This is a genomic window from Rhodococcus sp. D-6 (assembly GCF_040256695.1).
Classification (GTDB): domain Bacteria; phylum Actinomycetota; class Actinomycetes; order Mycobacteriales; family Mycobacteriaceae; genus Rhodococcus; species Rhodococcus pyridinivorans.
Window position 1 is genome coordinate 2416694 of sequence record NZ_CP132970.1, and the last position, 21666, is coordinate 2438359.

23 protein-coding genes are annotated in these 21666 nt (G+C 68.1%); 9 read left to right on the forward strand and 14 right to left on the reverse strand.

Annotated elements, in window-relative coordinates; translation table 11 throughout:
• Positions 1-2: 2 nt before the first annotated feature.
• Positions 3-1235 carry an adenylyltransferase/sulfurtransferase MoeZ gene (gene moeZ, locus RBB84_RS11375; protein WP_052040030.1) on the reverse strand — a complete coding sequence of 411 codons (1233 nt, stop codon included), beginning with the start codon at positions 1233-1235 and terminating at the stop codon, positions 3-5.
• Positions 1236-1324: 89 nt separating this feature from the next.
• Entirely contained in the window at positions 1325-2269 is a 945-nt protein-coding gene (locus RBB84_RS11380; RefSeq protein WP_024101483.1) for a DUF3152 domain-containing protein, read from the reverse strand.
• Positions 2270-2577: 308 nt separating this feature from the next.
• On the opposite strand from RBB84_RS11380, the gene RBB84_RS11385 reads away from it, so the two are divergent.
• Positions 2578-3234 carry a TetR/AcrR family transcriptional regulator gene (locus RBB84_RS11385; RefSeq protein WP_006550245.1) on the forward strand — a complete coding sequence of 219 codons (657 nt, stop codon included), beginning with the start codon at positions 2578-2580 and terminating at the stop codon, positions 3232-3234.
• Positions 3235-3325: 91 nt separating this feature from the next.
• Here the strand turns inward: RBB84_RS11385 and RBB84_RS11390 are convergent, their stop codons facing one another.
• Together RBB84_RS11390 and RBB84_RS11395 are read right to left on the reverse strand one after the other, a co-directional pair.
• On the reverse strand, positions 3326-3556 hold the full coding sequence (locus RBB84_RS11390) for a DUF3107 domain-containing protein (RefSeq protein WP_006550244.1): 231 nt from the start codon (positions 3554-3556) through the stop codon (positions 3326-3328).
• Positions 3557-3613: 57 nt separating this feature from the next.
• Positions 3614-4318, reverse strand: coding sequence for a ferritin-like fold-containing protein (locus RBB84_RS11395; protein ID WP_033097104.1), 705 nt, complete (start codon positions 4316-4318; stop codon positions 3614-3616).
• Between the two features lie 206 nt (positions 4319-4524).
• On the opposite strand from RBB84_RS11395, the gene RBB84_RS11400 reads away from it, so the two are divergent.
• Together RBB84_RS11400 and RBB84_RS11405 are read left to right on the forward strand one after the other, a co-directional pair.
• Positions 4525-6189 (forward strand): DEAD/DEAH box helicase, encoded by a 1665-nt coding sequence (locus tag RBB84_RS11400; protein ID WP_033097103.1) that lies wholly within the window; start codon positions 4525-4527, stop codon positions 6187-6189.
• A 4-nt stretch (positions 6190-6193) separates the two neighbouring features.
• The gene (locus RBB84_RS11405; RefSeq protein WP_033097102.1) at positions 6194-7399 is read left to right on the forward strand and encodes a hypothetical protein; all 1206 of its coding nucleotides are present in this window, start codon (positions 6194-6196) and stop codon (positions 7397-7399) included.
• 134 nt (positions 7400-7533) lie between these two features.
• Here the strand turns inward: RBB84_RS11405 and RBB84_RS11410 are convergent, their stop codons facing one another.
• Positions 7534-8334 carry an AAA family ATPase gene (locus RBB84_RS11410; RefSeq protein WP_024101487.1) on the reverse strand — a complete coding sequence of 267 codons (801 nt, stop codon included), beginning with the start codon at positions 8332-8334 and terminating at the stop codon, positions 7534-7536.
• 74 nt (positions 8335-8408) lie between these two features.
• On the opposite strand from RBB84_RS11410, the gene RBB84_RS11415 reads away from it, so the two are divergent.
• Complete coding sequence (locus RBB84_RS11415) at positions 8409-8894, forward strand: GNAT family N-acetyltransferase (RefSeq protein ID WP_019288485.1); 486 nt, start codon at positions 8409-8411, stop codon at positions 8892-8894.
• A 6-nt stretch (positions 8895-8900) separates the two neighbouring features.
• Here the strand turns inward: RBB84_RS11415 and RBB84_RS11420 are convergent, their stop codons facing one another.
• Positions 8901-9284, reverse strand: a complete 384-nt coding sequence (locus tag RBB84_RS11420) for a hypothetical protein (RefSeq protein ID WP_006550238.1) — start codon at positions 9282-9284, stop codon at positions 8901-8903.
• Between the two features lie 86 nt (positions 9285-9370).
• Between RBB84_RS11420 and RBB84_RS11425 the strand changes: the two genes are divergently transcribed.
• Positions 9371-10309, forward strand: a complete 939-nt coding sequence (locus RBB84_RS11425; RefSeq protein ID WP_006550237.1) for a diacylglycerol kinase family protein — start codon at positions 9371-9373, stop codon at positions 10307-10309.
• 271 nt (positions 10310-10580) lie between these two features.
• Positions 10581-10835, forward strand: a complete 255-nt coding sequence (locus tag RBB84_RS11430; RefSeq protein ID WP_006550236.1) for a WhiB family transcriptional regulator — start codon at positions 10581-10583, stop codon at positions 10833-10835.
• A gap of 80 nt (positions 10836-10915) precedes the next feature.
• Here RBB84_RS11430 and RBB84_RS11435 read toward each other — a convergent pair whose 3' ends face one another.
• From RBB84_RS11435 to RBB84_RS11450, 4 genes are all read right to left on the reverse strand, one after another.
• Positions 10916-12391 (reverse strand): PAS domain-containing sensor histidine kinase, encoded by a 1476-nt coding sequence (locus RBB84_RS11435; RefSeq protein ID WP_033097101.1) that lies wholly within the window; start codon positions 12389-12391, stop codon positions 10916-10918.
• 34 nt (positions 12392-12425) lie between these two features.
• On the reverse strand, positions 12426-12641 hold the full coding sequence (locus RBB84_RS11440) for a biotin/lipoyl-binding carrier protein (protein ID WP_006550234.1): 216 nt from the start codon (positions 12639-12641) through the stop codon (positions 12426-12428).
• Positions 12642-13003: 362 nt separating this feature from the next.
• Complete coding sequence (gene rsrA / locus RBB84_RS11445; RefSeq protein WP_006550233.1) at positions 13004-13285, reverse strand: mycothiol system anti-sigma-R factor; 282 nt, start codon at positions 13283-13285, stop codon at positions 13004-13006.
• Positions 13282-13920 carry a sigma-70 family RNA polymerase sigma factor gene (locus RBB84_RS11450; RefSeq protein ID WP_051121509.1) on the reverse strand — a complete coding sequence of 213 codons (639 nt, stop codon included), beginning with the start codon at positions 13918-13920 and terminating at the stop codon, positions 13282-13284. The genes rsrA and RBB84_RS11450 overlap by 4 nt, the downstream gene beginning before the upstream one ends.
• Positions 13921-14132: 212 nt before the next feature.
• Here RBB84_RS11450 and ybaK point away from each other — a divergent pair, with 212 nt between their 5' ends.
• On the forward strand, positions 14133-14630 hold the full coding sequence (gene ybaK / locus RBB84_RS11455; protein ID WP_033097100.1) for a Cys-tRNA(Pro) deacylase: 498 nt from the start codon (positions 14133-14135) through the stop codon (positions 14628-14630).
• Positions 14631-14652: 22 nt separating this feature from the next.
• Here ybaK and RBB84_RS11460 read toward each other — a convergent pair whose 3' ends face one another.
• Positions 14653-15411, reverse strand: coding sequence for an SOS response-associated peptidase (locus RBB84_RS11460; RefSeq protein WP_033097205.1), 759 nt, complete (start codon positions 15409-15411; stop codon positions 14653-14655).
• 80 nt (positions 15412-15491) lie between these two features.
• Between RBB84_RS11460 and aroA the strand changes: the two genes are divergently transcribed.
• Positions 15492-16778 (forward strand): 3-phosphoshikimate 1-carboxyvinyltransferase, encoded by a 1287-nt coding sequence (gene aroA / locus RBB84_RS11465; RefSeq protein ID WP_033097204.1) that lies wholly within the window; start codon positions 15492-15494, stop codon positions 16776-16778.
• On the forward strand, positions 16745-17764 hold the full coding sequence (rsgA, locus tag RBB84_RS11470; RefSeq protein ID WP_006550228.1) for a ribosome small subunit-dependent GTPase A: 1020 nt from the start codon (positions 16745-16747) through the stop codon (positions 17762-17764). The genes aroA and rsgA overlap by 34 nt, the downstream gene beginning before the upstream one ends.
• A gap of 74 nt (positions 17765-17838) precedes the next feature.
• Here rsgA and RBB84_RS11475 read toward each other — a convergent pair whose 3' ends face one another.
• Genes RBB84_RS11475 through RBB84_RS11485 form a run of 3 tightly spaced genes read right to left on the reverse strand, consistent with a single transcriptional unit; the run spans position 17839 to position 21585 of the window.
• Positions 17839-19074, reverse strand: a complete 1236-nt coding sequence (locus RBB84_RS11475; protein ID WP_024101492.1) for a fatty acid desaturase — start codon at positions 19072-19074, stop codon at positions 17839-17841.
• 35 nt (positions 19075-19109) lie between these two features.
• A complete protein-coding gene (locus tag RBB84_RS11480; RefSeq protein ID WP_082920972.1) occupies positions 19110-20423 on the reverse strand; it encodes an acyl-CoA desaturase in 1314 nt (437 codons plus the stop codon).
• Positions 20424-20454: 31 nt separating this feature from the next.
• Entirely contained in the window at positions 20455-21585 is a 1131-nt protein-coding gene (locus RBB84_RS11485; RefSeq protein WP_033097099.1) for a ferredoxin reductase, read from the reverse strand.
• Between the last annotated feature and the right edge of the window lie 81 nt (positions 21586-21666).

The following is a 21666-nucleotide window of genomic DNA, read 5'->3' on the forward strand; positions in this document are numbered from 1 at the left end:
CGTCAGTAGACCGGTAGCGAGGGATCCACCTGCTGCGCCCACGCGATCACCCCGCCGTGCAGATGTGTCGCGTCCGAGAATCCGGCTCGCACAAGCACTTCGAGCGCCTCGGCCGATCGGATTCCCGTCTTGCAGTACAGCACGATCGGCGTGTTCTGCGGCAGGTCGGCGAGGACCTCACCGGAGAGGATGCGGTCCTTCGGCACGAGCCGGGCACCGTCGATACGGACGATCTCCCATTCGACAGGTTCGCGCACGTCGATCAGCGCGAGGTCGCGGCCCTCGTCGAGCATCCGGCGCAACTCGCTGGGGGTGACGGCCGAGCGAGCCGACGCGGCGGCATCGGGAACGATCCCGCAGAAGGCCTCGTAGTCGACGAGTTCGGTGACCGGCACCCGTCCCGGATCGCGACGCAGGGTCACCGTCCGGAACGACATCGCAAGCGCGTCGTAGATCATGAGGCGGCCGAGCAACGGCTCACCGATCCCCGTGATGAGCTTGATCGCCTCGGTCGCCATGACGGTGCCGATCGTGCCGGGCAGGACACCGAGTACCCCGCCCTCCGCGCAGGAGGGAACCATCCCCGGTGCCGGTGCCTCGGGGTAGAGGTCGCGGTAGTTCAGGCCGCGTCCGTCCGGGGCGTCCTCCCAGAACACCGATACCTGGCCTTCGAAACGGAAGATCGATCCCCACACGTAGGGCTTGCCCGAGAGGACCGCGGCGTCGTTGACGAGATAGCGGGTCGCGAAGTTGTCGGTGCCGTCGAGGATGAGGTCGTACTGCTCGAACAGCTGCACGGCATTGCTCGACTCCAGGCGCGTCTCGTGCAGGCGCACAGTCACACCGTCGTTGATCGCCAGGATGCTGTCGCGGGCACTGTCCGCCTTGGGCCGTCCGACGTCGGAGCGGCCGTGGATCACCTGGCGCTGCAGGTTGGACGTCTCCACGTCGTCGAACTCGACGATGCCGATCGTGCCGACCCCCGCCGCCGCGAGATACAGCAGGGCGGGCGAACCCAGGCCGCCGGCGCCGATACACAGCACCCGCGCGTTCTTCAGGCGACGCTGGCCGGTGACCCCGACATTCGGGATGATCAGGTGACGGCTGTACCGCGCGACCTCCTCGCGACCGAGCTCCGGGCCGGGTTCCACCAACGGCGGAAGGGATCGGCGCGTCGACGGTGTCGTTGCGGTCACGGGTTCTCCTGTCGCGATGCGTCCTGCGTCACCGTCCATGGTGCCATTCCCTGCTGCGACCCCCATTCCGCCCGTCGACCCCCACCTCGCCCGTCGACTCCGCCCGGCCCGTCGACCCCGACCGGCGCCTACGCCCGCGGGTACGGCCACGGGTTGAACCGGCACCGCGCCCCGTCGGCGGGGACCGTGCCGCCCGGGTCCAGGCGCGCGATGTCGTCGTTGGCGGTGCCGAAGGTCTGCTGCATCATGATCGGCGCGAGGCCGCCGTCGGTGGTGCAGGCATCGTGTTGCGCCAGGCCGATGGCGTGGCCGACCTCGTGGTTGACGACGTACTGGCGGTACGACCCGATGTCGCCCTGGAAGGCGACGGCCCCGCGCACCCACCGCGCTTCGTTGAGGAACACCCGCTCCATCGAGGGGTTGAAGCACGATCCCTCGAGCGGGATGTCGTAGCCGCATCCTTCGCGAATGGTCATCTGCGAAGTGAGGGAGATCCGGAAGTCCGGCTCGCCGGTGTCGATCCGGCGGAAGGCGACCGCCTCGTCGCCGATCCAGCTGCGCGGGTCGGCAAGGGTCCGGTCGACCATCGACGCGAAGGCCGCGTCGCCGCCGTAGCCGGTGGTGTCGATGCCCTCCTCGAGTTCCACCGTGTAGGTGAACACACGGGTCTGCCCCGCGCCGACCTGACCCGTGGTGCCGGGCACGACCCGCCACTCCCGCGCACCGACCTCCGTGAACGGGCCGCCCTCCGGCAGCGCACCGGACTCGAGCGACTCGGGGAAGGTTCCCTCGGGTTGCGGGGCCTCGACGATGATCTCGGTGACCTCGCTCGCGTCGGTCTGGTCGGCGGGCTCCTCCGCTCCGGCGCCACGCGCGGCGTCCCACAGCACGATCAGGGTCACGACGGCGAGGATCGGAACGGCGTAGGCGCGCCAGCCGTAGGTGGCGACGAACCTGCCCACGCGGGTCTGCTTGCGGACGTCCCGTTCGGGTCGCGGTCGGCGCGGCGGCCGGTCCGGCCGTCCCACCGGGTCCCACACGGCACGCAGGGGCTGGTGCGACCGGCGACCCACCTCGGGTCGTTCCGTTCCTCGCGACCGGGACGAACCGGGCAGCGTCGGGGAAGGATCTGTCGGCGAGGAGCCCTGCGGGCCCCTGCTCTCGCGCACTCCTCCACGCTCGATCACGGATGTCAGGATGTCATATCGAGACCATTTCGATATCCGAAGCGCCGAACCTGCGCCCCCATTCGTGCACCGGGAACGGATACTGGGCGGTAGGCCGATCCGTTCGACACGCGACTTCACCTGTAACGTGCAGAGACGAGGAGCGCCGAGGTGGTACAGGCCACGTTCGGAAGTAGTGCAGATTGGGAGTAAGCATGACCGACGTCACCGAACGAGCATCCGGCCGGGGTTCCAACGGCAAACGGGGCGCCCGGATGCCGCGTGACGAGCGTCGTGCCCAGTTGCTCGAGGCTGCCAGCGAGGTATTCGTCACACGCGGTTACCACTCGGCCGGCATGGACGAGATCGCCGAGTGTGCCGGAGTGAGCAAGCCCGTCCTGTACCAGCACTTCCCCGGCAAGCTCGAACTGTATTGCGCCGTGCTCCAGAACTACGTGGACACCCTCATCAACGGCGTACGCCAGGCCCTGCGGTCCACCACCGACAACCGTCAGCGCGTGCGCGCCGCAGTGCAGGCCTTCTTCGATTTCGTCGACAACGACAGCCAGGGATTCCGGCTCGTCTTCGAATCCGATCTGATGGGCGAACCGCAGGTGTCGCGGCGAGTGGAGCAGGCCACCGAGGCGTGCGTCGACGCCGTCTTCGACCTCGTCAGCCACGACTCCGGTCTCGATCCGTACCGGGCCCGCATCCTCGCGGTCGGCCTGGTGGGAACGAGCCAGTTCACCGCACGCTACTGGCTCGACGCCGCACGTCCGATCCCCAAGGAGGACGCCGTGGACACCACGGTCGCGCTGGCCTGGGGCGGTCTGAAGCACGTGCCGCTGCAGCCGGAACTCCGTCGTCGCTGACGACATATGAGCACCGTCGTCGCTGACGACACATACCGAGAACGACGAACGGGCCGGGCGACATGCCCCGGCCCGTTCTCGTCGGTCGCTCTCAGTTGGCGGCGAAGCCGACCTTGCCCAGCGTGGCAGGACCGATGTCCACGTAGCTGATCTTGGCGGCCTGCACGAGAACCTTGCGGCCCTTCTCGTCGACAAGGGCGAGCACCCCGTCGTCGGCGCCGTTCAACGCGGCCCGGACGAGCTTCTCCACCTCGTCGGGCGTCTGGTCGCTGACGACGACAACTTCGCGCGGGCTGTCCGCGACGCCGATCTTGACCTCCACGGTGGACCTCCGATTCTCATGCATTGAAACCGAGCTGGTACTGCTATCAGCCCCAGGCTAATGCAGTCCGAGCACCGACATCCGCTCGGTGTGCTCGACCTGCATGCGATCGAACAGCGCGGCGATGTTCGCCAGGTCACCGGACGCGAGAATCACCAGCTCGGCGAGTTTCTCGTTCTGCGCGAGGACGTACTGCGCCTGGGTGATGGCCTCGCCGAGCAGCCGGCGTCCCCACAGCATCAGGCGGTCCTTCTGCAGCGGGCTGCGCTCGACGACCTCACGGACCTCATGCACCACGAACTCCGAGTGGCCGGTCTCGGCGAGGACCTCTCGGACCACCGTGGACACCTCGGGAGCAAGCATGTCGGCGATCTCACAGTAGAAATCTGCGGCGATCCTGTCACCGACGTATGCCTTCACGAGAACCTCGAGCCACGTCGACGGAGTGGTCGAGGCGTGGTAGGCGTCGAGGGCTTTGCGGTAGGGCTCCATCGCCGCGTAGATCTCCACACCACGATCGGTGAGCGCGGTGTGGAGCGTCTCGAAATGGCTCATCTCCGCAGCTGCCATGCTTGCGAGGGCGACCCGCCCGCGCAGGGACGGGGAGAACCGTGCGTCCTCGGCGAGCCGGTAGAACGCCGAGATCTCGCCGTACGCGAGCAACGCGAAGAGCTCTGCGACACCGGGGTGATCGGCGGGGACTGCGGGTCCGCCCGGCGTCGTGCCGGACTCGGAGGTGGACTGCGGCGTATCGGCTCCCATGACGACGAAGCGTAGTACTACCTCGTGGAATGCGCCGGAACCGGTACAATGGATCGGGAAGCCCGCGCTTCGAGCCGCCGACCGTGGCCCGCGAGCTTCCCAGATAATGTGCGCGCACCCGAACTGCGGATCGCTGCCGCGCTTCGCCGAGCCTGGTGGAAACCGCTCGCGCTGAGGTGCAGGCCGGTCGCCTTTCCCCCTCGTGCGTGCGTGCCGAGACCAGGAAGGCCGGACCCCTGAGCAAGATCACCATCGACCACGAAGACGACGCGAGCGAAACGACCGTCTCCGCACAACTCGACTCCACCCACGTACCCCCCACCTTCGGCGAACTCGGTGTCCGCGACGAGATCGTCCGCGCCCTCGCCGAGGTCGGCATCGAACGCACCTTCGCGATCCAGGAACTCACCCTGCCGCTGGCCCTCGCCGGCGACGACCTCATCGGGCAGGCCCGTACGGGTATGGGCAAGACCTTCGGCTTCGGCGTTCCGCTCCTGCATCGCATCGCCACCGAGGGCTCCGGCACGACCACCCTCGACGGCACTCCCCGTGCACTCGTGATCGTCCCGACCCGCGAGCTGTGCATCCAGGTCACCAACGACCTCGTGAACGCTTCCAAGTACCTGCCCGGCAGCCGCAAGTCGGGCCTCGAGGTCCTGTCGATCTACGGTGGGCGCCCCTACGAGCAGCAGATCGACGAACTGAAGAAGGGTGTCGACGTCGTCGTCGGTACTCCCGGCCGTCTGCTCGATCTCGCCAACCAGGGCCATCTGATCCTGGGCAAGATCGGCGTGCTCGTCATGGACGAAGCCGACGAGATGCTCGACCTCGGCTTCCTGCCCGACATCGAGCGCATCCTCACGATGGTCCCCGACCGTCGTCAGACGATGCTGTTCTCGGCCACCATGCCCGGCCCGATCATCACCCTCGCCCGCACGTTCCTGAACCGCCCGACGCACATCCGGGCCGAGGAGGCCGAATCGTCGGCCGTGCACGAGCGCACCCAGCAGTTCATCTACCGGGCGCATGCACTCGACAAGGCCGAACTCGTCGCCCGCGTACTGCAGGCCGAGGGTCGCGGCGCCACCATGGTCTTCACCCGCACCAAGCGCACGGCGCAGAAGGTGGCCGACGACCTCGTCGAGCGCGGTTTCGCGTGCGGCGCGGTGCACGGCGACCTCGGTCAGATCGCGCGTGAGAAGGCACTCGACAAGTTCCGCAGCGGCAAGATCGACGTGCTCGTCGCCACGGACGTCGCCGCCCGCGGCATCGACATCGACGACGTCACCCACGTCATCAACTATCAGTGCCCCGAGGACGAGAAGACCTACGTCCACCGCATCGGCCGTACCGGTCGCGCCGGACGCACCGGTATCGCGATCACCCTCGTCGACTGGGACGACGTGCCGCGCTGGCAGCTCATCGACAAGGCTCTCGATCTCGGTATCCCGGATCCGATCGAAACCTACTCGAGCTCCCCGCACCTGTTCGAGGAGCTGAACATCCCGTCCGACGCCACCGGACGCGTCCGCAAGGCCGCTCCCGCCGCCTCGGAGAACGGTGAGAAGCGCGAGCGCGTCGAGCGCGAGGGCGGATCCCGCCCGAAGCGCAACCGGGTCCGCCGTCGTACCGTCCGCGGAAAGTCTGCCGACGGCTCCGCAACGGATGTGGCCGCAACCGGTTCGGACGACTCGGTGAATGCCGAGAACGAGCCTGCCGCAGCGGAGACGGGTGAGGACACCGGGGCGGCCGCTCCGGCACGTCGTCGCCGTCGTCGCCGTCGCACCCGCTCGGGCGAGGGCCCGGCCGGTCGCGCAGAGCAGCAGGACACGTCGAACGTGGAAGCGGTCTCGACGTCGTCTGCCCGATAACCACGTGCTCGCGCCCGAGCGCCGCACCCGCACCGACCTTCTCGTCGCAGCCGCACTCGTCGTCACCGCTCTGGTGGCGGCGAGTGTCGTCTGGCTGAACTCGGATGCGCGGGGCACCACGTCGACCACCTGGGACGGCCCTGTCCCCACTCTCGCTGCCGCGCAATCTCTTCCGCGCACGCTCGCCGAACTGTGGCGTGCTCCGAGTACGGCGACGACCGCACCGGTGGTGTCCGGCGGCACGGTCGCCACGGCAGACGGTGGTGCGGTGGTCGGCCGCGACCCGCAATCCGGCGAGGAACGCTGGCGGTACGACCGCGACCGGGCGTTGTGCGCGGTCACCGAGGCCTGGGGCGACGTGGTCTCGGTCTATCGCGGCCCGCGGGGATGCGGTCAGGTCACCGCGCTCGACTCGGGCAGTGGCTCTCGGGGCGCGCAACGGTCGAGCGACGCCGACGATCCGATCCGGGTCGTCGGCGCCGGTTCGCACCTGATCGCCTTCGGCGAGTCACGTCTTGAGATGTGGCGCTCCGATCTGGTGCGCACGGTCGAGTACGGGCGCGTCGACGCACCGGTGAACCCGAACGCGCAGCCACGATCGGGTTGCGAACTGCGCTCGGCGGATTCGGGCGCCGAAGTGCTGGCCGTGCTCGAGCAGTGCGCGAACGAGCCGACCAATCGGCTCACCCTTCTCGATCCCACCCCCGACGACAGCGCCAAGCCCGAGGAGTTCGCGTCGTCTGTGCTGCCGGAAGCGGGCGGGGACTCCCGCATCGTCGCGGTGGTCGGCGACCGCACGGCGGTCTACCTGGCCCCGGACGACAACGACGGGCCGCGCATCGAGGTCTTCGACAGCGAGGGCGTCCTCCTCGACACGCACGCCCTGTCGCGTCCTGCCGGCGAATCGGACGACCCCGCCCTCGAGCGCGGCGGCGTGCTCGTGTGGTGGACGGGCCGCGACACCGTCGCATTGTCCACCACCGATTTCGCCCCGCAGTGGACCGTCGAGGACACTCTCGGCAACGGCGACATCATGGCCGGTTCGCTGCTCCTTCCCGTCGAGGACGCCCTCGTGGGAGTCGACTCACGGACCGGTGAACCCGGCCCGCGCATCGACGTCGAGCGCGGGACGGTCTCCACGGTGAACGTCGCCGTCGCGGGGAATGTCGTGGTCGAGCAACGCGGCGATGAGCTCGTGGCACTGCGCTGATGGCGAGCCGTCCCGGTCGGTGCTGAAAGCGAGCCGTCCCGGTCGGTGCTGAAAGCGAGCCGTCCCGGTCGGTGCTGAAAGCGAGCCGTCCCGGTCGGTGCTGAAAGCGAGCCGTCCCGGTCGGTGCTGACGTCTCAGTCCGCGACGGCGGTCTCGAAAGTCTCGAGTTCCGCCTCCCCCGACCAGTAGCGCAGCAGGTTCTCGGAGAGCGCCCGGTACGCCTCGGCGCCCTTGTTCTTGCGTCCCGCCAGCACCGTCGCGCCCGAGGCGGAAGCCTCCGCGAAGCGGACCGTGCGGGGTACGGGCGGGGCCAGCACCGGCAGGTCGTACCGGTCGGAGACATCGGCGAGCACGTCGCGACTGTGCGTGGTCCGCGAGTCGTACAGGGTCGGCAGCGCGCCGAGCAGTTCGAGATCCGGATTGGTGATCTGTTTCACCTCGTTCACCGTGCGCAGGAGCTGCCCGACTCCCCTGTGCGCGAGCGTTTCGCACTGCAGCGGAACGAGCACGGACCGCGCCGCGGTCAGCCCGTTGAGGGTGAGGACGCCCAGAGAGGGCGGGCAGTCGATGACGACGACGTCGTAGTCGTCCTCCACCGACGCCAGCGCCCGCTTCAGGGTGTATTCACGCCCCGGCTTCATGAGCAGCATCGCCTCCGCACCCGCGAGGTCGATGGTCGCCGGCAGCAGCGACATCCCCTCCGCTGTCCCGAGCAGAACGTCCTTCGTCTCGACACCGCCCACGAGCACCTCGTGCACGGATTGTTCGAGCTTGTCGGGGTTGTGCCCGAGAGAGAAGGTCAGGCACCCCTGGGGATCGAGATCGACGACGAGCACCCGCCGGCCCAGCGCCGACAGCGCGGCCCCCAACGACGCGACGGTGGTCGTCTTGGCGACGCCACCCTTCTGATTTGCCACTGCAAGTACCGTTGCCACGACCCCGATCCTCGCGCACTCGGCGGCGCAGCGCGAGGTGAATCCGCCCACGAGACCGCAGGAGGCAGCCCGCCGTGATCCGCAGAGCCACACCCGAGGACGTCCCCACGATCACCGGGCTGATCTACGACCTCGCCGAATACGAGAAGGCCCGGCACGAGTGCACCGTGGTGCCCGAGCAGATCCACGAGGCTCTTTTCGGGCCGCAGCCCTCGGTGTACGCGCACGTCGCAGAGGAATCCGGAGAGGACGGCACCGAAGGCCGGGTCGTCGGGGTGGCGTTGTGGTTCCGGAACTTCTCCACGTGGGACGGCGTGCACGGGATCTACCTCGAAGATCTGTTCGTCCGTCCCGAACACCGCGGCAAGGGACACGGACGGGCACTGCTCGCGGCGCTCGCCCACGAATGCGTGGAGCGCGGTTACACCCGCCTGAGTTGGTCGGTGTTGGACTGGAACGAGCCGTCCATCGGTTTCTACCGATCCCTCGGTGCCGTCGCGCAGGACGAGTGGACGACCTTCAGGCTCAGCGGCCCCGCCCTGCAAGCGCTCGGCAGCTGAGCCGGATCACTCGTCGACGTCGGGCGCGTACTCGTGCGCGAGCCACCGCGACGTGGGCGGGCTGAACAGCAGCACGAGCGTGGGGACCACGACGAGCGCCAGCACAGTGCCGATGACCGGCTGGTGGGAGTCCGTCAGCAGCGACCACACCACGGGCAGCAACAACAGCTGCGCGAGTATCGCCACGGCACGTCCCCAGCGCACACCGCGCACGAGCGCGATCCCGCCGGCCAGGACCCCGCCGAACAGGATGAACAGCCACAGCGCGAAGCCGTAGCCATTGGTGACCGACTGATCGTGTTCGCCCGAGGCGGCGCGGATGATCGAGTACACCGCGAATCCCATCGCGACGACGCCCTCGAGGACGACGAGCCAACCGGCGGCACGCACGGTCGACGGAACGCTGCTGCGAGGTGTTTCGAGAGGCACCCGTCCAGCGTAGTGGACCCGCCGGGCACCACTTAGGCTGATGTTCCGTGCGCGCCCTGCTGATCGTGAACCCGAATGCGACGACGACCACCCCGGCCGGTCGCGACCGCCTCGCTCACGCCCTGAGAGGCCGGCTCGCGCTGACCGTCGCGCACACGACCCACCGCGGGCACGCCGCAGAACTGGCGCGTTCGGCGCACGCCGACGGGATGGACGTCGTCGTCGCGCACGGTGGCGACGGCACCGTCAACGAGATCGTCAACGGCCTCCTCGGCCCCTCCCCCGACCGAGGCGCCGATCCGACCCTGCCGCGACTCGCGGTGGTGCCCGGCGGCTCGGCGAACGTGTTCGCGCGATCCCTGGGACTGTCCGCCGATCCACTCGAGGCCACCGAGCAGGTACTCGAGTCGTTGCAGGAGGGCAGGACCAGCCGGATCGGCCTCGGCCACTGCGACGGGCGGTGGTTCACCTTCAACGCGGGCCTCGGTCTCGACGCCCAGGTGTGCGAGGCCATAGACCTGAGCCGCGCCGAGGGCAAGAAGGTGACGACGGCGCGTTACGTGCGGCACGCGGTGGCCCGGTTCTTCGCGTCGAAGCGGGCCGAGCCGGCGCTCACGCTCGAGATGCCCGGATCCGAACCTGTTTCGGGGGTGCACTATGCGTTCGTGTCGAACTCGAGTCCGTGGACCTATCTCGAGTCCCGGCCGGTGCACACGAATCCCGGCACCTCGTTCGACACCGGTTTGGGTGTGTTTGCTATGACGACGACCCGGGTACTTCCGAGCCTGCGGGTGGTGAGACAACTTCTGGCCGCCCGCGGCGAGCCGGCGTCGCCGCATCTGGTGCGTGCGGACGATGTCGCGCGCGTGCGCGCCCGGGCCTCGCGCCCGATCGGACTTCAGGTCGACGGCGACTATCTCGGACTCCGGACCGAGGTCGAGTTCGTGTCCGTGGCGTCGATCCTCGATGTCGTCGCGCCCCGCTGACGATCCCCCCAGCGGGACAGCGACAGAAAGAGAAGCACGAATTCTGTGATTGCCACTACCTTCTCGGCCCGAGGGGAGTAGAAAGAGGGATTGGCGAACTCGTAGCCCACACCAGCGTGAGCTTCCCCACGATCGTGGTCGATTCTATTGACTCCACGCTCGTTCGTGAAAGCATTCACAAGTAACCGCGCGGAAACACTCCGTGCCACAGGCGTGAACACGCATTGACCAATCAGCCGGTGCACACGCACCATCGAAGGAGAGTAGAAGCATGGACTGGCGCCACAAGGCCATCTGCCGCGACGAGGATCCGGAACTGTTCTTCCCCGTGGGAAACAGCGGCCCGGCTCTCGCGCAGATCGCGGATGCCAAGCTCGTGTGCAACCGTTGCCCCGTCACCGCCGAATGCCTCTCCTGGGCGCTCGAATCCGGCCAGGATGCCGGCGTCTGGGGCGGTATGAGCGAGGACGAGCGCCGCGCCCTCAAGCGTCGCAACGCCCGCACCCGCGCTCGTACGGCGGTCTGAGCAACTCCGATAGACGTTCGAAGGCCCGGCTCCCCTACGGGGGAGGCCGGGCCTTCTTACGTGCACGGTCGTATGGACGATCAGGCGACCGGCACCTTGCCCAGCGGTAGTTGCAGGCGTGCATCGGTCCCGCCGACCTCGTTGGACGTCAACTCCAACGATCCGCCGAGCTCGGCAGCCACGAGGGTCCGGACGATCTGCAGACCGAGCCGGTTCGACGCCTCTAGGCTGAACCCCTCGGGAAGACCCTTCCCCTCGTCGCGGACCACGACGTCGAGCATGCGGGCCGAACGCTGGGCATTGACGGTGACCGTGCCGTTCACGCCCGGATCGAAGGCGTGCTCGACGGCGTTCTGGACGAGTTCGGTCAGCACCATGACCAGAGGCGTGGCGCGATCCGCGGGGAACACGCCGAGATTCCCCTCCCGCACCACCCGGATCTGGCTGCCGACCGTCGACACGTCGACGACGATGGGGATCAGCTGGTCGAACACACCGTCGAGATCGACCTCCTCGTCCACTGACATCGACAGCGCCTCATGGACCAGGGCGATGGATGTCACGCGACGGACCGCCTCCCCCAGGGCCTGCTGGGCTTCCGCGTTCCCGGTTCGGCGCGCCTGCAGTCGCAGCAGCGCGGCGACCGTCTGCAGGTTGTTCTTGACACGGTGGTGGATCTCGCGGATGGTCGCGTCCTTGCTCAGCAGTGCCCGGTCGCGTCGCTTGACCTCGGTGACGTCGCGGACGATCACCGCGGCGCCCCGGATCTTCCCTCCCGGGTTCAGGACCAACGCACGGATCAGAACGGTGGCCCCGAGTGCCTCGATCTCCATGCGCTGCCCCAGACGGCCCTCCACGGCCCCGCGGAGGTAGTCGGTGACGTCGCGACTCTCGAAGGGGTCGGTGACCAGTGCGCGGGTCGTCTCGACGAGATCCTGACCGATCAGGTCGGAGTTCAGACCCATCCGGTGATAGGCCGACAGCGCGTTGGGGCTCGCGTAGACGACCTTGCCCTTCCGGTCGAGCCGGATGAATCCGTCGCCCGCACGCGGACTCGACTTGGTGTCCGAGCGCGCCTCGGGCGTCGGGAAAGTGCCCTCGCTGATCATCCGGTAGAGGTCGTCGGCGCATTCGAGATAGGCCGTCTCGAGCGCGCTGGCCGACCGCCGCGACACGCGGGCGGCGTCGCGGCTGAGCACCGCGACGACCCGACCGTCCCAGCGCACCGGCACGGCCTGACGGATGTTGATCCCGGCGCCCGGGGCCGACTTGACGTCGACGATCTCTCCGGTTTCGAAAGCCTTACGGACGTAAGGATGTTCGTTGTCGGAGACGAGCGTGCCGACGGCGTCCTCGGGGATCACCGTCGAGGCGGTGGTGGGTCGGCACTGTGCGACGCACACGATTCCGGACGGCGCCGCGTCGACCCACAGGAGGACGTCGGCGAACGACAGGTCGGCGAGCAACTGCCACTCGCCCACGACACGTTGGAGGTGATCGACGGCCGCGCCCGGAAGATCCGTGTACCTCGCGAGCAACGAACTGAGTGTGGACACGGGAACCGCTTTCGTACTCAGGAGATACCCGCCGTCAGGAGATCACGGCGATGAGGTCGCCCTGCTGGATGACATCCCCGACCGAGACTCCGACGGAGGTCACGGTGCCCGCCGACTCGGCGAGCACGGGAATCTCCATCTTCATCGACTCGAGGATCACCAGCGTGTCGCCCTCGGCCACCACGTCACCCTCTCGCACGACGACCTCGAACACGGTCGATACCATCTCCGCGCGTACGTCTTCCGCCATCGAACACCTCGTTTCACGCTCCGGCGGCGGACCTGCCGACAGGACCACTCGACCGCACGTGAAACACTGTAATGAACGAGAAAGGAGATCCCACCATGGGTAAGCGAGGTCGCAAGAAGCGCAGCCGCAAGGGTAACGCCGCCAACCACGGCAAGCGTCCCAACGCCTGAGACGCGGACAGGGGCCGGAAAGCAGCAGCTTTCCGGCCCCTGTCACGTTCGGGGGTCTCGCCTACGACTCGGTACGAGTGGAACTCGCCTGCGACTCGGTACGAGTGAACTCGCCTACGACTCGGTACGAGTGAACTCGCCTACGACTCGGTACGAGTGAACTCGCCTACGACTCGGTACGAGTGAACCCGCCTACGACTCGGCGCTGTCCGTCTCGGTGATCACCACGGTGCGGCGGATCTGCAGCATGAGCCGCTCCCGCAGGCCCTCGGGTGCGTGTTCCCCGCCGCACTTGCGGCTGAGCAGCGATTTGATCTTCTCCTCGATCCCGTAGGCCTCGAGGCAGGTGCCGCACTCGTCGAGGTGCCGCTGCAGCTTCTCGCGGGAACCGGCGTCGCATTCGGAGTCGAGAAGCAGGTAGACGTCCGCGATGACCGCCGAGCAGTCGAGTCGATCGAAGTCGGGTTCGCTCACTGCGGTGCTCCCTTTCCGCTCTCGGGCTGATCCGATGTTCCGGTTGTGGCGTCCACGGCCTTCTCCCGCATGAAACCGCGATCGCGCGCCACGTCGGCCAACAGACCCCGCAGCTGCTTGCGACCCCGGTGCAGTCTCGACATCACGGTGCCGATCGGCGTCCCCATGATCTCGGCGATCTCCTTGTAGGGGAACCCTTCGACGTCGGCGTAGTAGACGGCCATGCGGAACTCCTCGGGAAGCTCCTGCAACGCCGCCTTGATGTCGTCGTCGGGAAGCGCGTCGAGTGCCTCGACCTCCGCGGACCGCAGACCGGTCGACGAATGCTCGGCCGTGGCGGCGAGCTGCCAGTCGGTGATCTCGTCGGTCGGGTACTGCGCGGGTTGCCGCTGACGCTTCCGGTACGAGTTGATGTAGGTGTTGGTGAGGATCCGGTACAGCCAGGCCTTGAGGTTGGTGCCCTCGCGGAACGACCGGAAGGCGGAGAACGCCTTGATGTAGGTCTCCTGTACGAGGTCCTCGGCGTCAGAGGGATTGCGGGCCATCCGCAGCGCAGCGCCGTAGAGCTGATCGAGCAGGGGAAGCGCGTCCCGCTCGAACCGCTCGGTCAGTTCTTCCACAGACTCCTCGATCACACCGATCCCTTCATCGACGCCTGTCGAGAAGGCTACCGGTCCGACGGCGTCCGGATCGGGGGGACGTCCGATGGCGTCCGGTCGAGGCGGGCACAGCACTGCCACGAATTCTCCGATCGTCGGGTCTCGGGTGGCCGGTGGATCCACCCGTCGGTGTGCAACGCCGTGCCCACCGCGCTTGTTCCCCACCTCCGGTTCTCTAGAGTGATCGGATGGCCTCGACATCCACTCCCGCGACGGTGTTGTTGAAGCGCGAGAAGGTCGCGCACCGGGTCCACGAATACGCACATGACCCGAGGTCGTCGTCCTTCGGCGCCGAAGCCGTCGAGGAACTCGGCACACACCTCGGGGTTTCCGCCGAACAGATCTTCAAGACGCTGGTGGTGTCGCTGTCCGACGGCACGCTCGCCGTCGCGGTGATCCCGGTCCCGGCGACGCTGTCGCTCAAGGCCGCAGCCGGGGCGCTGGGCGGCGGCAAGGCCGTGATGGCCGATCACACCGCCGCCGAACGCGCGACCGGGTACGTCGTCGGCGGCATCTCCCCGCTCGGGCAGCGCAAGCGTCTGCGCACCGTGATCGACGTCTCCGCCGAGCAGTGGGACCGGGTGCTGTGCAGCGCGGGTCGGCGAGGGCTCGAGATCGAACTGGATCCGCACGATCTGATCCGGCTGACCGGCGCCGTCGTGGCACCGATCACGGCCGGTCCGTAGGGCCCGTCCGCTCCGTCAGCGCCTACAACAGCACCATCTGATCGCCGGCGCCGTCGTCGGGTTGCAGCAGTTCGGGGCCGTTGTTGCGGATGCTGTTGACCTTCGCGGACACGCGGCGGATCTCGATCGCCGAGATCGCGTCGACGCTCGGCACGATCAGATCCGGATGGCCGAGACTGTCGGGGTCGAGCCACGCATCCCACCGCTCCGGCGGGAGGATCAGCGGCATCCGTTCGTGCACGTTGCCGAGTTGCTCGACCGACTGCGCGGTGAGGATCGTCGTGCTCGACAGCGGCGGTGCCTTCGGGTTCCGCGGGTCGCGCCACTCCGCCCACACCCCGGCCATGCAGATCCGCGAGCCGTCGGCCGGCGCCATGAAGTACGGCACCTTGCGAGGCTTGCCGTCCGGCGCGGGTTCGACCTGCCATTCGTACCAGCCGTCCATCGGGACGAGGCACCGCTTGTAGCGCAGCGACCGCGCGAAGCTCGGCTTGGTGGCGACCGACTCGGATCTCGCGTTGATCAGTGGTGCGCTTCCGCCCACCTCTTCGGCGAAGTGCGGCACGAGTCCCCAGCGCATGCGGCGGATACGGCGGCGGACGGGACCGTCGGGATCTTCCCCGTCGTGCCGGGCGACAACGGTGAGCACCTCGGTCGTCGGCGCGACGTTGTAGTCGGGCCCCCGCCCGTCCCGGCTGCTGTCGTCGCCGGTCTCGTCGAGCGCGTCGAGTTCGACGGCGAGCGTCGCCGGGTCGGCGGTGGAGACATACCTTCCGCACATGCCGTCGAGTGTGGCATCGCCGGGTGACGGAACCGACACCGGCGCGCACCGGGTGGGCGAGGGTGCCCGCACCGGTCCGGATGGGCGAAGATGGTCGGGTGAGTCTGTGGAGAGCACCCCGCGCCGTGTCCCCGGTTCGAGCGTCGGTGACGCTGCCGGGATCGAAGTCGATCACCAACCGTGCCCTGATCCTGGCCGCACTCGCCGACGGGCCGTCCACCCTGACCGGCGCGCTGCGCAGCCGCGACACCGACCTGATGATCGGGGCCCTGCGCACGCTCGGCACGACCGTCACCGAGCGCGACGGCGGCACCACCCTCGACGTGACCCCCGGCCCCCTGCGCGGAGGCGAGGTCGCCTGCGGACTGGCCGGCACCGTCATGCGGTTCGTACCGCCGCTGGCCGCACTGGCCGACGGCGACGTGCGGTTCGACGGCGACGAACAGGCCCGCGTCCGCCCGATGAGCACCGTGCTCGACGCCCTGCGCGCCCTCGGCGCCGACATCGACGGCGACCGGCTGCCCTTCACCGTGCACGGCCGCGGTGCGGTGCGCGGCGGTTCCGTGACCATCGACGCTTCCGCGTCCTCGCAGTTCGTCTCGGGTCTGCTGCTGTCCGGGGCCGCCTTCGACGAGGGCGTGGTGGTCCGCCACGCCGGTGAACCGGTGCCGTCGATGCCGCACATCGAGATGACGGTCGAGATGCTCCGAACGGCCGGGGTCCCCGTCGACACCTCCGAGACCGACACCTGGCGGGTGCCCCCGACGACGATCAAGGCCGTCGACGTCACCGTCGAGCCCGACCTGTCGAACGCCACGCCCTTCCTCGCGGCCGCGGCGGTCACCGGTGGTGTCGTCTCGGTGCCCCTGTGGCCCGAGTCGACCACCCAGGCCGGCGACGCGATCCGCGGCATCCTCGAGCAGATGGGCGCCGAGGTGACGTGGGCCGACGGGACGCTGACCGTGCGCGGCCCGGGCGAATTGCGAGGCATCGACGTGGACCTGCACGACGTCGGCGAGCTGGCGCCGACCGTCGCGGCCCTCGCCGCGGTCGCCGCCTCGCCCTCCGACCTGCGCGGTATCGCGCACCTGCGCGGTCACGAGACCGACCGGCTGGCGGCGCTCGCCACCGAGATCGGTCGTCTCGGGGGTTCGATCACCGAGACCGAGGACGGTCTGCACATCGAGCCGACGCCGCTGCACGGTGGTATCTGGCACTCCTACGCCGACCACCGGATGGCCACGGCCGGTGCGATCCTCGGGCTCGTCGTCGACGGGATCGAGGTCGAGGACATCGGCACCACTGCCAAGACGCTCCCCGATTTCGAAGGCCTGTGGGAGTCGCTGCTGACGGGGAGCGACTCCTGAGGCGGCGGGAGTACGACGAGTCCGACGTCCGGGTCCGCCCCGGGCGCGGCTCGCGGCCGCGCACGAAGGACCGCCCGGCCCACCGCAATGCCGAGGAGGGCATGGTCGTCTCCGTCGACCGCGGGCGGTGGGGTGTCGCGCTCGGCGGTGATCCCGACCGGATCGTGACGACGATGCGGGCACGCGAGCTCGGCCGGACCCCGATCGTGGTGGGCGATCAGGTGGGTGTCGTCGGCGATCTCTCCGGTCGCCCCGACACGCTCGCGCGCATCGTGCGGGTCGAGGACCGCAGCACCGTCCTGCGGCGCACGGCCGACGACACCGATCCGTTCGAGCGCATCGTCGTCGCCAATGCCGAACAGCTGCTCATCGTGGTCGCGCTCGCCGATCCCCCACCACGGACCGGACTCGTCGAACGCGCACTCGTCGCGGCCTATGCCGGCGGTCTCGCTCCCCTGCTGGGACTGACCAAGAGCGACCTCGCCGATCCCGACGAGTTCGCCGCGCACTTCGCGGATCTCGACATCCCGGTACTGCTCGTCGGTCAGGACGACGATCTCACCGCCCTGCACGAGCGGATCGACGGTCGCGTGACCGCCCTGATCGGGCACTCGGGGGTCGGCAAGTCGACACTGGTGAACAGGCTCGTCCCCGACGCCGACCGCGCCACCGGCGAGGTCTCCGGGGTGGGCAAGGGACGTCACACCTCCACCCAGTCGGTGGCCCTGCATCTGCCCGAGGGCGGGTGGGTGGTCGACACCCCGGGCATCCGGTCGTTCGGGCTCGCGCACATCGGGCCCGACGACGTCGTCGCGGCGTTCGGGGACCTGGCCGAAGCGGTCGAGGACTGCCCGCGCGGGTGCACGCATCTCGGCCCGCCCGCCGATCCCGAATGTGCCTTCGACTCGTTGGAGGGCAAGTCGCACAACCGGGCGATGGCCGTGCGCGAACTGCTCACGGCGCTCGCGTCCAACGACCCCTGGTGAACCGACGAACCCCGGCCGAACGCACGAACCCCGGCACCTGTAGGTGCCGGGGTTCGTGCTCGTTCTCGTGACCGTCAGCGCATGCCGAGCGCGCGGCGGACGAATCCGCGCTTGCGTGTCTTCTCGATGGTGGTGGCCAGACCCACGCGGCGGCCGGTGGCCGGATCGATCTCCGGCGCTCCGCCGAAGCCCCGCTCGGAAGCGGTCTCCGGGGCGGCGTCGCGGTCGTCCTTGAGGTACTTGTCGGGCAGCGACAGCTTGGCGATGGTGCGCCAGGACTTCCAGTACTGCACCGCGAGCGGGCCGGTGGTGTACGGCAGGTCGTACTTCTCGCACAGCTCACGCACGCGCACCGCGATCTCCGCGTACCGGTTGGACGGCAGGTCGGGGTAGATGTGGTGCTCGATCTGGTAGCTCAGGTTGCCGGTCATGAAGTCCATGACCTTACCGCCGGAGATGTTCGCGGAGCCGAGCATCTGACGCAGGTACCACTCGGCACGCGTCTCGGTCTCGATGTCCTGCTTCGTGAACTTCTCCGCACCGTCCGGGAAGTGACCGCAGAAGATCACCGCGTTGGTCCAGATGTTGCGCACGAAGTTGGCCGTGGCGTTGGCCCTCATCGTGGACTTCCACGACTTGCCGGTGAGCGCCGGATAGATCACGTAGTCCTTGAGGTGCTGTTTGCCGAGCTTGGCAAGCACCTCCTTGCCGCGTGCCTTGGTGAGCTCGCGGTCGTCGCGCCCCTGGATGACCTTGCCGAGCTCGAGCAGCTGGATGGCGATGCCGTACTGGAACAGCGCTGCGAGGATGGCGTTGTACGCGACGTTGCCGAGGTAGAACGGCTTCCATCGCTGGTCGCGGGTGACGCGCAGCAGGCCGTATCCCACATCGTCGTCCATGCCGAGGATGTTGGTGTACTTGTGATGCAGGTAGTTGTGGGTGATCTTCCAGTGCGCCGACGGGTCGACGTTGTCCCACTCCCAGTTGGCCGAGTGCACCTCGGGGTCGTTCATCCAGTCCCACTGCCCGTGCATCACATTGTGCCCGAGTTCCATGTTCTCGATGATCTTCGACAGGGAGAGCATGCCCGTGCCCAGCAGCCACAGCGGACGCTTGTTCGAGCCGAGCAGCACGAGGCGCCCGCCGATCTCGAGGCCGCGCTGCAGCCGGATCGTGTTGCGGACGTACCGAGCGTCGCGCTCACCGCGGGACTCCTCGATATCGTGCCGGATGGCGTCGAGTTCGCGGCCGATGGCCTCGACGTCCGCCTCCGTCAGGTGCGCGTACTCCTTGACATCCGATATCGCCATGCGGGCTACTCTACCGTAGGTTACGGTCCCGTAGGTTAGGCGGATTCGGAGCTGTGGCGCGAATCACAGAGTGACGGAAGGTCGCCGGTGACCCGATTCATCAGGCGACGACGACGTTCTGCTACCGCATGCTCGGCATGGACCCGCAGCGCCGTGAGCAGACCCCGGTGACGTCCGGTGGACGCCTCGGTGACCACCGCGGGCGCCTCCGGGCGCCACCTGTCGAACTTGCGCTCGGAGGAGGTCTCGGGGGCGTCGTCGGCCGTCGCCTTGAGGAATCGGTCGGGCAACGCGAGCTTGTGGATCGTGCGCAGGGCGAGCCAGTACTGCCGGGCGAGCGAACCGGTCGTGTACGGCAGGTCGTACTTGCCGCACAGCGCCCGTACACGGGCGGCGATCTCCGGGTAGCGGTTGCTCGGCAAGTCCGGGAACAGGTGATGCTCGATCTGATAACTGAGATTCCCGGTGAGGAAATCCATCGCACGCCCACCGGAAATGTTTGCGCTACCGAGCAACTGGCGCAGATACCACTCTCCGCGCGTCTCGTTCTCGTAGTGCTCGGTCGTGAACTTCTCTGCGCCGTCGGGGAAGTGGCCGCAGAAGATCACGAGATACGCCCAGATGTTGCGGATCACGTTCGCGGTGAGGTTCGCCGACAACGTGCTGCGCCAGGCCGGCCCGGTGAGCGCCGGGAAGAACACCAGGTCCTTGACGACCTGCCGGCCGGCCTTCGCTGCGAATTCCTTGTTGGGCCCCGAATTCCACTGCACGGGCGGGACGCCCTCGAGTTCCTTCTTCGCCGAGAGGTCGTGCAGCGCGATCCCCCACTCGAAGGTCAGCGCGAGGACGATGTTCGCGATCGGCTGCGCGAGATTGCGCGGACGCCACTTCTCGTCGCGCGTCATCCGCAGGATGCCGAATCCCACGTCCTCGTCCATGCCCACGATGTTCGTGTAGGTGTGGTGCGCGTAGTTGTGGGCGCGCTTCCAGTGCTCGGACGGACCGGTCTGATCCCATTCCCACGATGTCGAGTGGATCTCGGGGTCGTTCATCCAGTCCCACTGCCCGTGCATCACGTTGTGCCCGAGTTCCATGTTCTCGATGATCTTCGCGAGCGACAGCGCAGCGGTACCGATGATCCAGCGCGACCGTCGACGCGAACCGAACAGCGCGCAGCGTCCGACCACCTCCAGCACACGCTGCGCACGGATGACGGAATGGATGTAGCGGGCGTCCCGCGGGCCGCGCGAATTCTCCACATCCCGTCGAATCGCGTCGAATTCGTTTGCAAGAGCAACGATGTCGTCTTCGGTCAGATGAGAGAACGCGCGGATGTCGGTGATGGCCAAGCGGGATCCTTCGGAGGTTTGCTGTCGGTGTCTACACGTCCAGTGTGCAGTCGCCGGCAGCGGCGGAGATGCAGGTCTGGACGCGTTCGCCTTCTGCGTGCTCCTTGCCGGATCGCAGATCGACGACGTGCCCCTTCTCGAGCGGCACAACACAAGTCTGACAGATTCCCATGCGGCAACCGAAAGGCATCAGCGCACCGACGCTCTCACCGGCCTCGAGAATCGTCGTGGCGCCGTCCACAGTGACGGTCTTGCCGGACTTCGCGAACGTGATCGTTCCGCCCGAGCCAGAGGTGTCGGCGCGGCTGACGGCGAAGCGCTCGAGGTGGACCTGATCCTCGATGCCCTCCGCGGCCCAGTGCGCGGTGATGTCGTCGAGCATCTGCTGGGGACCGCACGCCCAGGTCTGACGCTCGCGCCAGTCGGGGCACACCTCGTCGAGCTCCGAGAGCGCGAACTTGCCCTTCTCACGGGTGTGACGCACGTGCACGCGGAAGCGATCGTGGGTGGCGTCGAAACGCTCGAGTTCGGACCGGAACATCACGTTCTCGGCCGACGGCGCGGAGTGGATGTGCACAACGTCGGGCAGGTCGAGTTCGCGCTCGACCGCACGCCGGTCGAGCGTCCGCAGCATCGACATGATCGGCGTGATGCCACTGCCGGCCGTGAGGAAGAGGATCTTCGCCGGCGGCGGGTCGGGCAGGACGAAATCGCCCTTCGGGGCGGCGAGGCGCACGACGGTGCCCTCGGGAACCCCACCGACGAGGTGGCTGGACAGAAAACCCTCGGGCATCGCCTTCACGGCGATGGAGATGACCTTGTCGTCCCAGGTGGGCGACGAGGTCAGCGAGTAGGAGCGCCAGTGCCAGCGACCGTCGACATGCAGACCGATGCCGATGTACTGGCCGGGCGCGTATCCGAAGTCGAAGCCCCAGCCGGGACGGATGACGATCGTCGCGGAATCGGGGGTCTCCTGGCGCACCGAGACGATGCGCCCGCGCAGTTCACGGGCGGACCACAGCGGGTTGACCAGATGCAGGTAGTCGTCGGGGAGCAGAGGGGTGGTCAGCCGGGCCACCGCGCCACGCAGGACGTTGGAGAGCGACTTCTCCCCTGGCGCGACGTGTGCCGCAGGCTTCTCGATCCATTCCTTCAGGCCCATCCGACCGTTTCTCCTCACTCCGGTTACGGCTCCGTAGGTTATCAGAGGTTACGGAAGCGTAGGTTGAGCAAGAGACGGTCG

Excerpts from the sequence above, each read along its gene's own strand:
- RBB84_RS11385 (WP_006550245.1), top strand. The coding sequence starts at position 2,578 with ATGACCGACGTCACCGAACGAGCATCCGGCCGGGGTTCCAACGGCAAA.
- RBB84_RS11395 (WP_033097104.1), bottom strand. The coding sequence starts at position 4,318 with ATGGGAGCCGATACGCCGCAGTCCACCTCCGAGTCCGGCACGACGCCG.
- RBB84_RS11460 (WP_033097205.1), bottom strand. The coding sequence starts at position 15,411 with ATGTGCGGAAGGTATGTCTCCACCGCCGACCCGGCGACGCTCGCCGTC.
- moeZ (WP_052040030.1), bottom strand. The coding sequence starts at position 1,235 with ATGGACGGTGACGCAGGACGCATCGCGACAGGAGAACCCGTGACCGCA.
- RBB84_RS11440 (WP_006550234.1), bottom strand. The coding sequence starts at position 12,641 with ATGGCGGAAGACGTACGCGCGGAGATGGTATCGACCGTGTTCGAGGTC.
- RBB84_RS11485 (WP_033097099.1), bottom strand. The coding sequence starts at position 21,585 with ATGGGCCTGAAGGAATGGATCGAGAAGCCTGCGGCACACGTCGCGCCA.
- RBB84_RS11430 (WP_006550236.1), top strand. The coding sequence starts at position 10,581 with ATGGACTGGCGCCACAAGGCCATCTGCCGCGACGAGGATCCGGAACTG.
- RBB84_RS11475 (WP_024101492.1), bottom strand. The coding sequence starts at position 19,074 with ATGGCGATATCGGATGTCAAGGAGTACGCGCACCTGACGGAGGCGGAC.
- aroA (WP_033097204.1), top strand. The coding sequence starts at position 15,492 with ATGGGCGAAGATGGTCGGGTGAGTCTGTGGAGAGCACCCCGCGCCGTG.
- ybaK (WP_033097100.1), top strand. The coding sequence starts at position 14,133 with ATGGCCTCGACATCCACTCCCGCGACGGTGTTGTTGAAGCGCGAGAAG.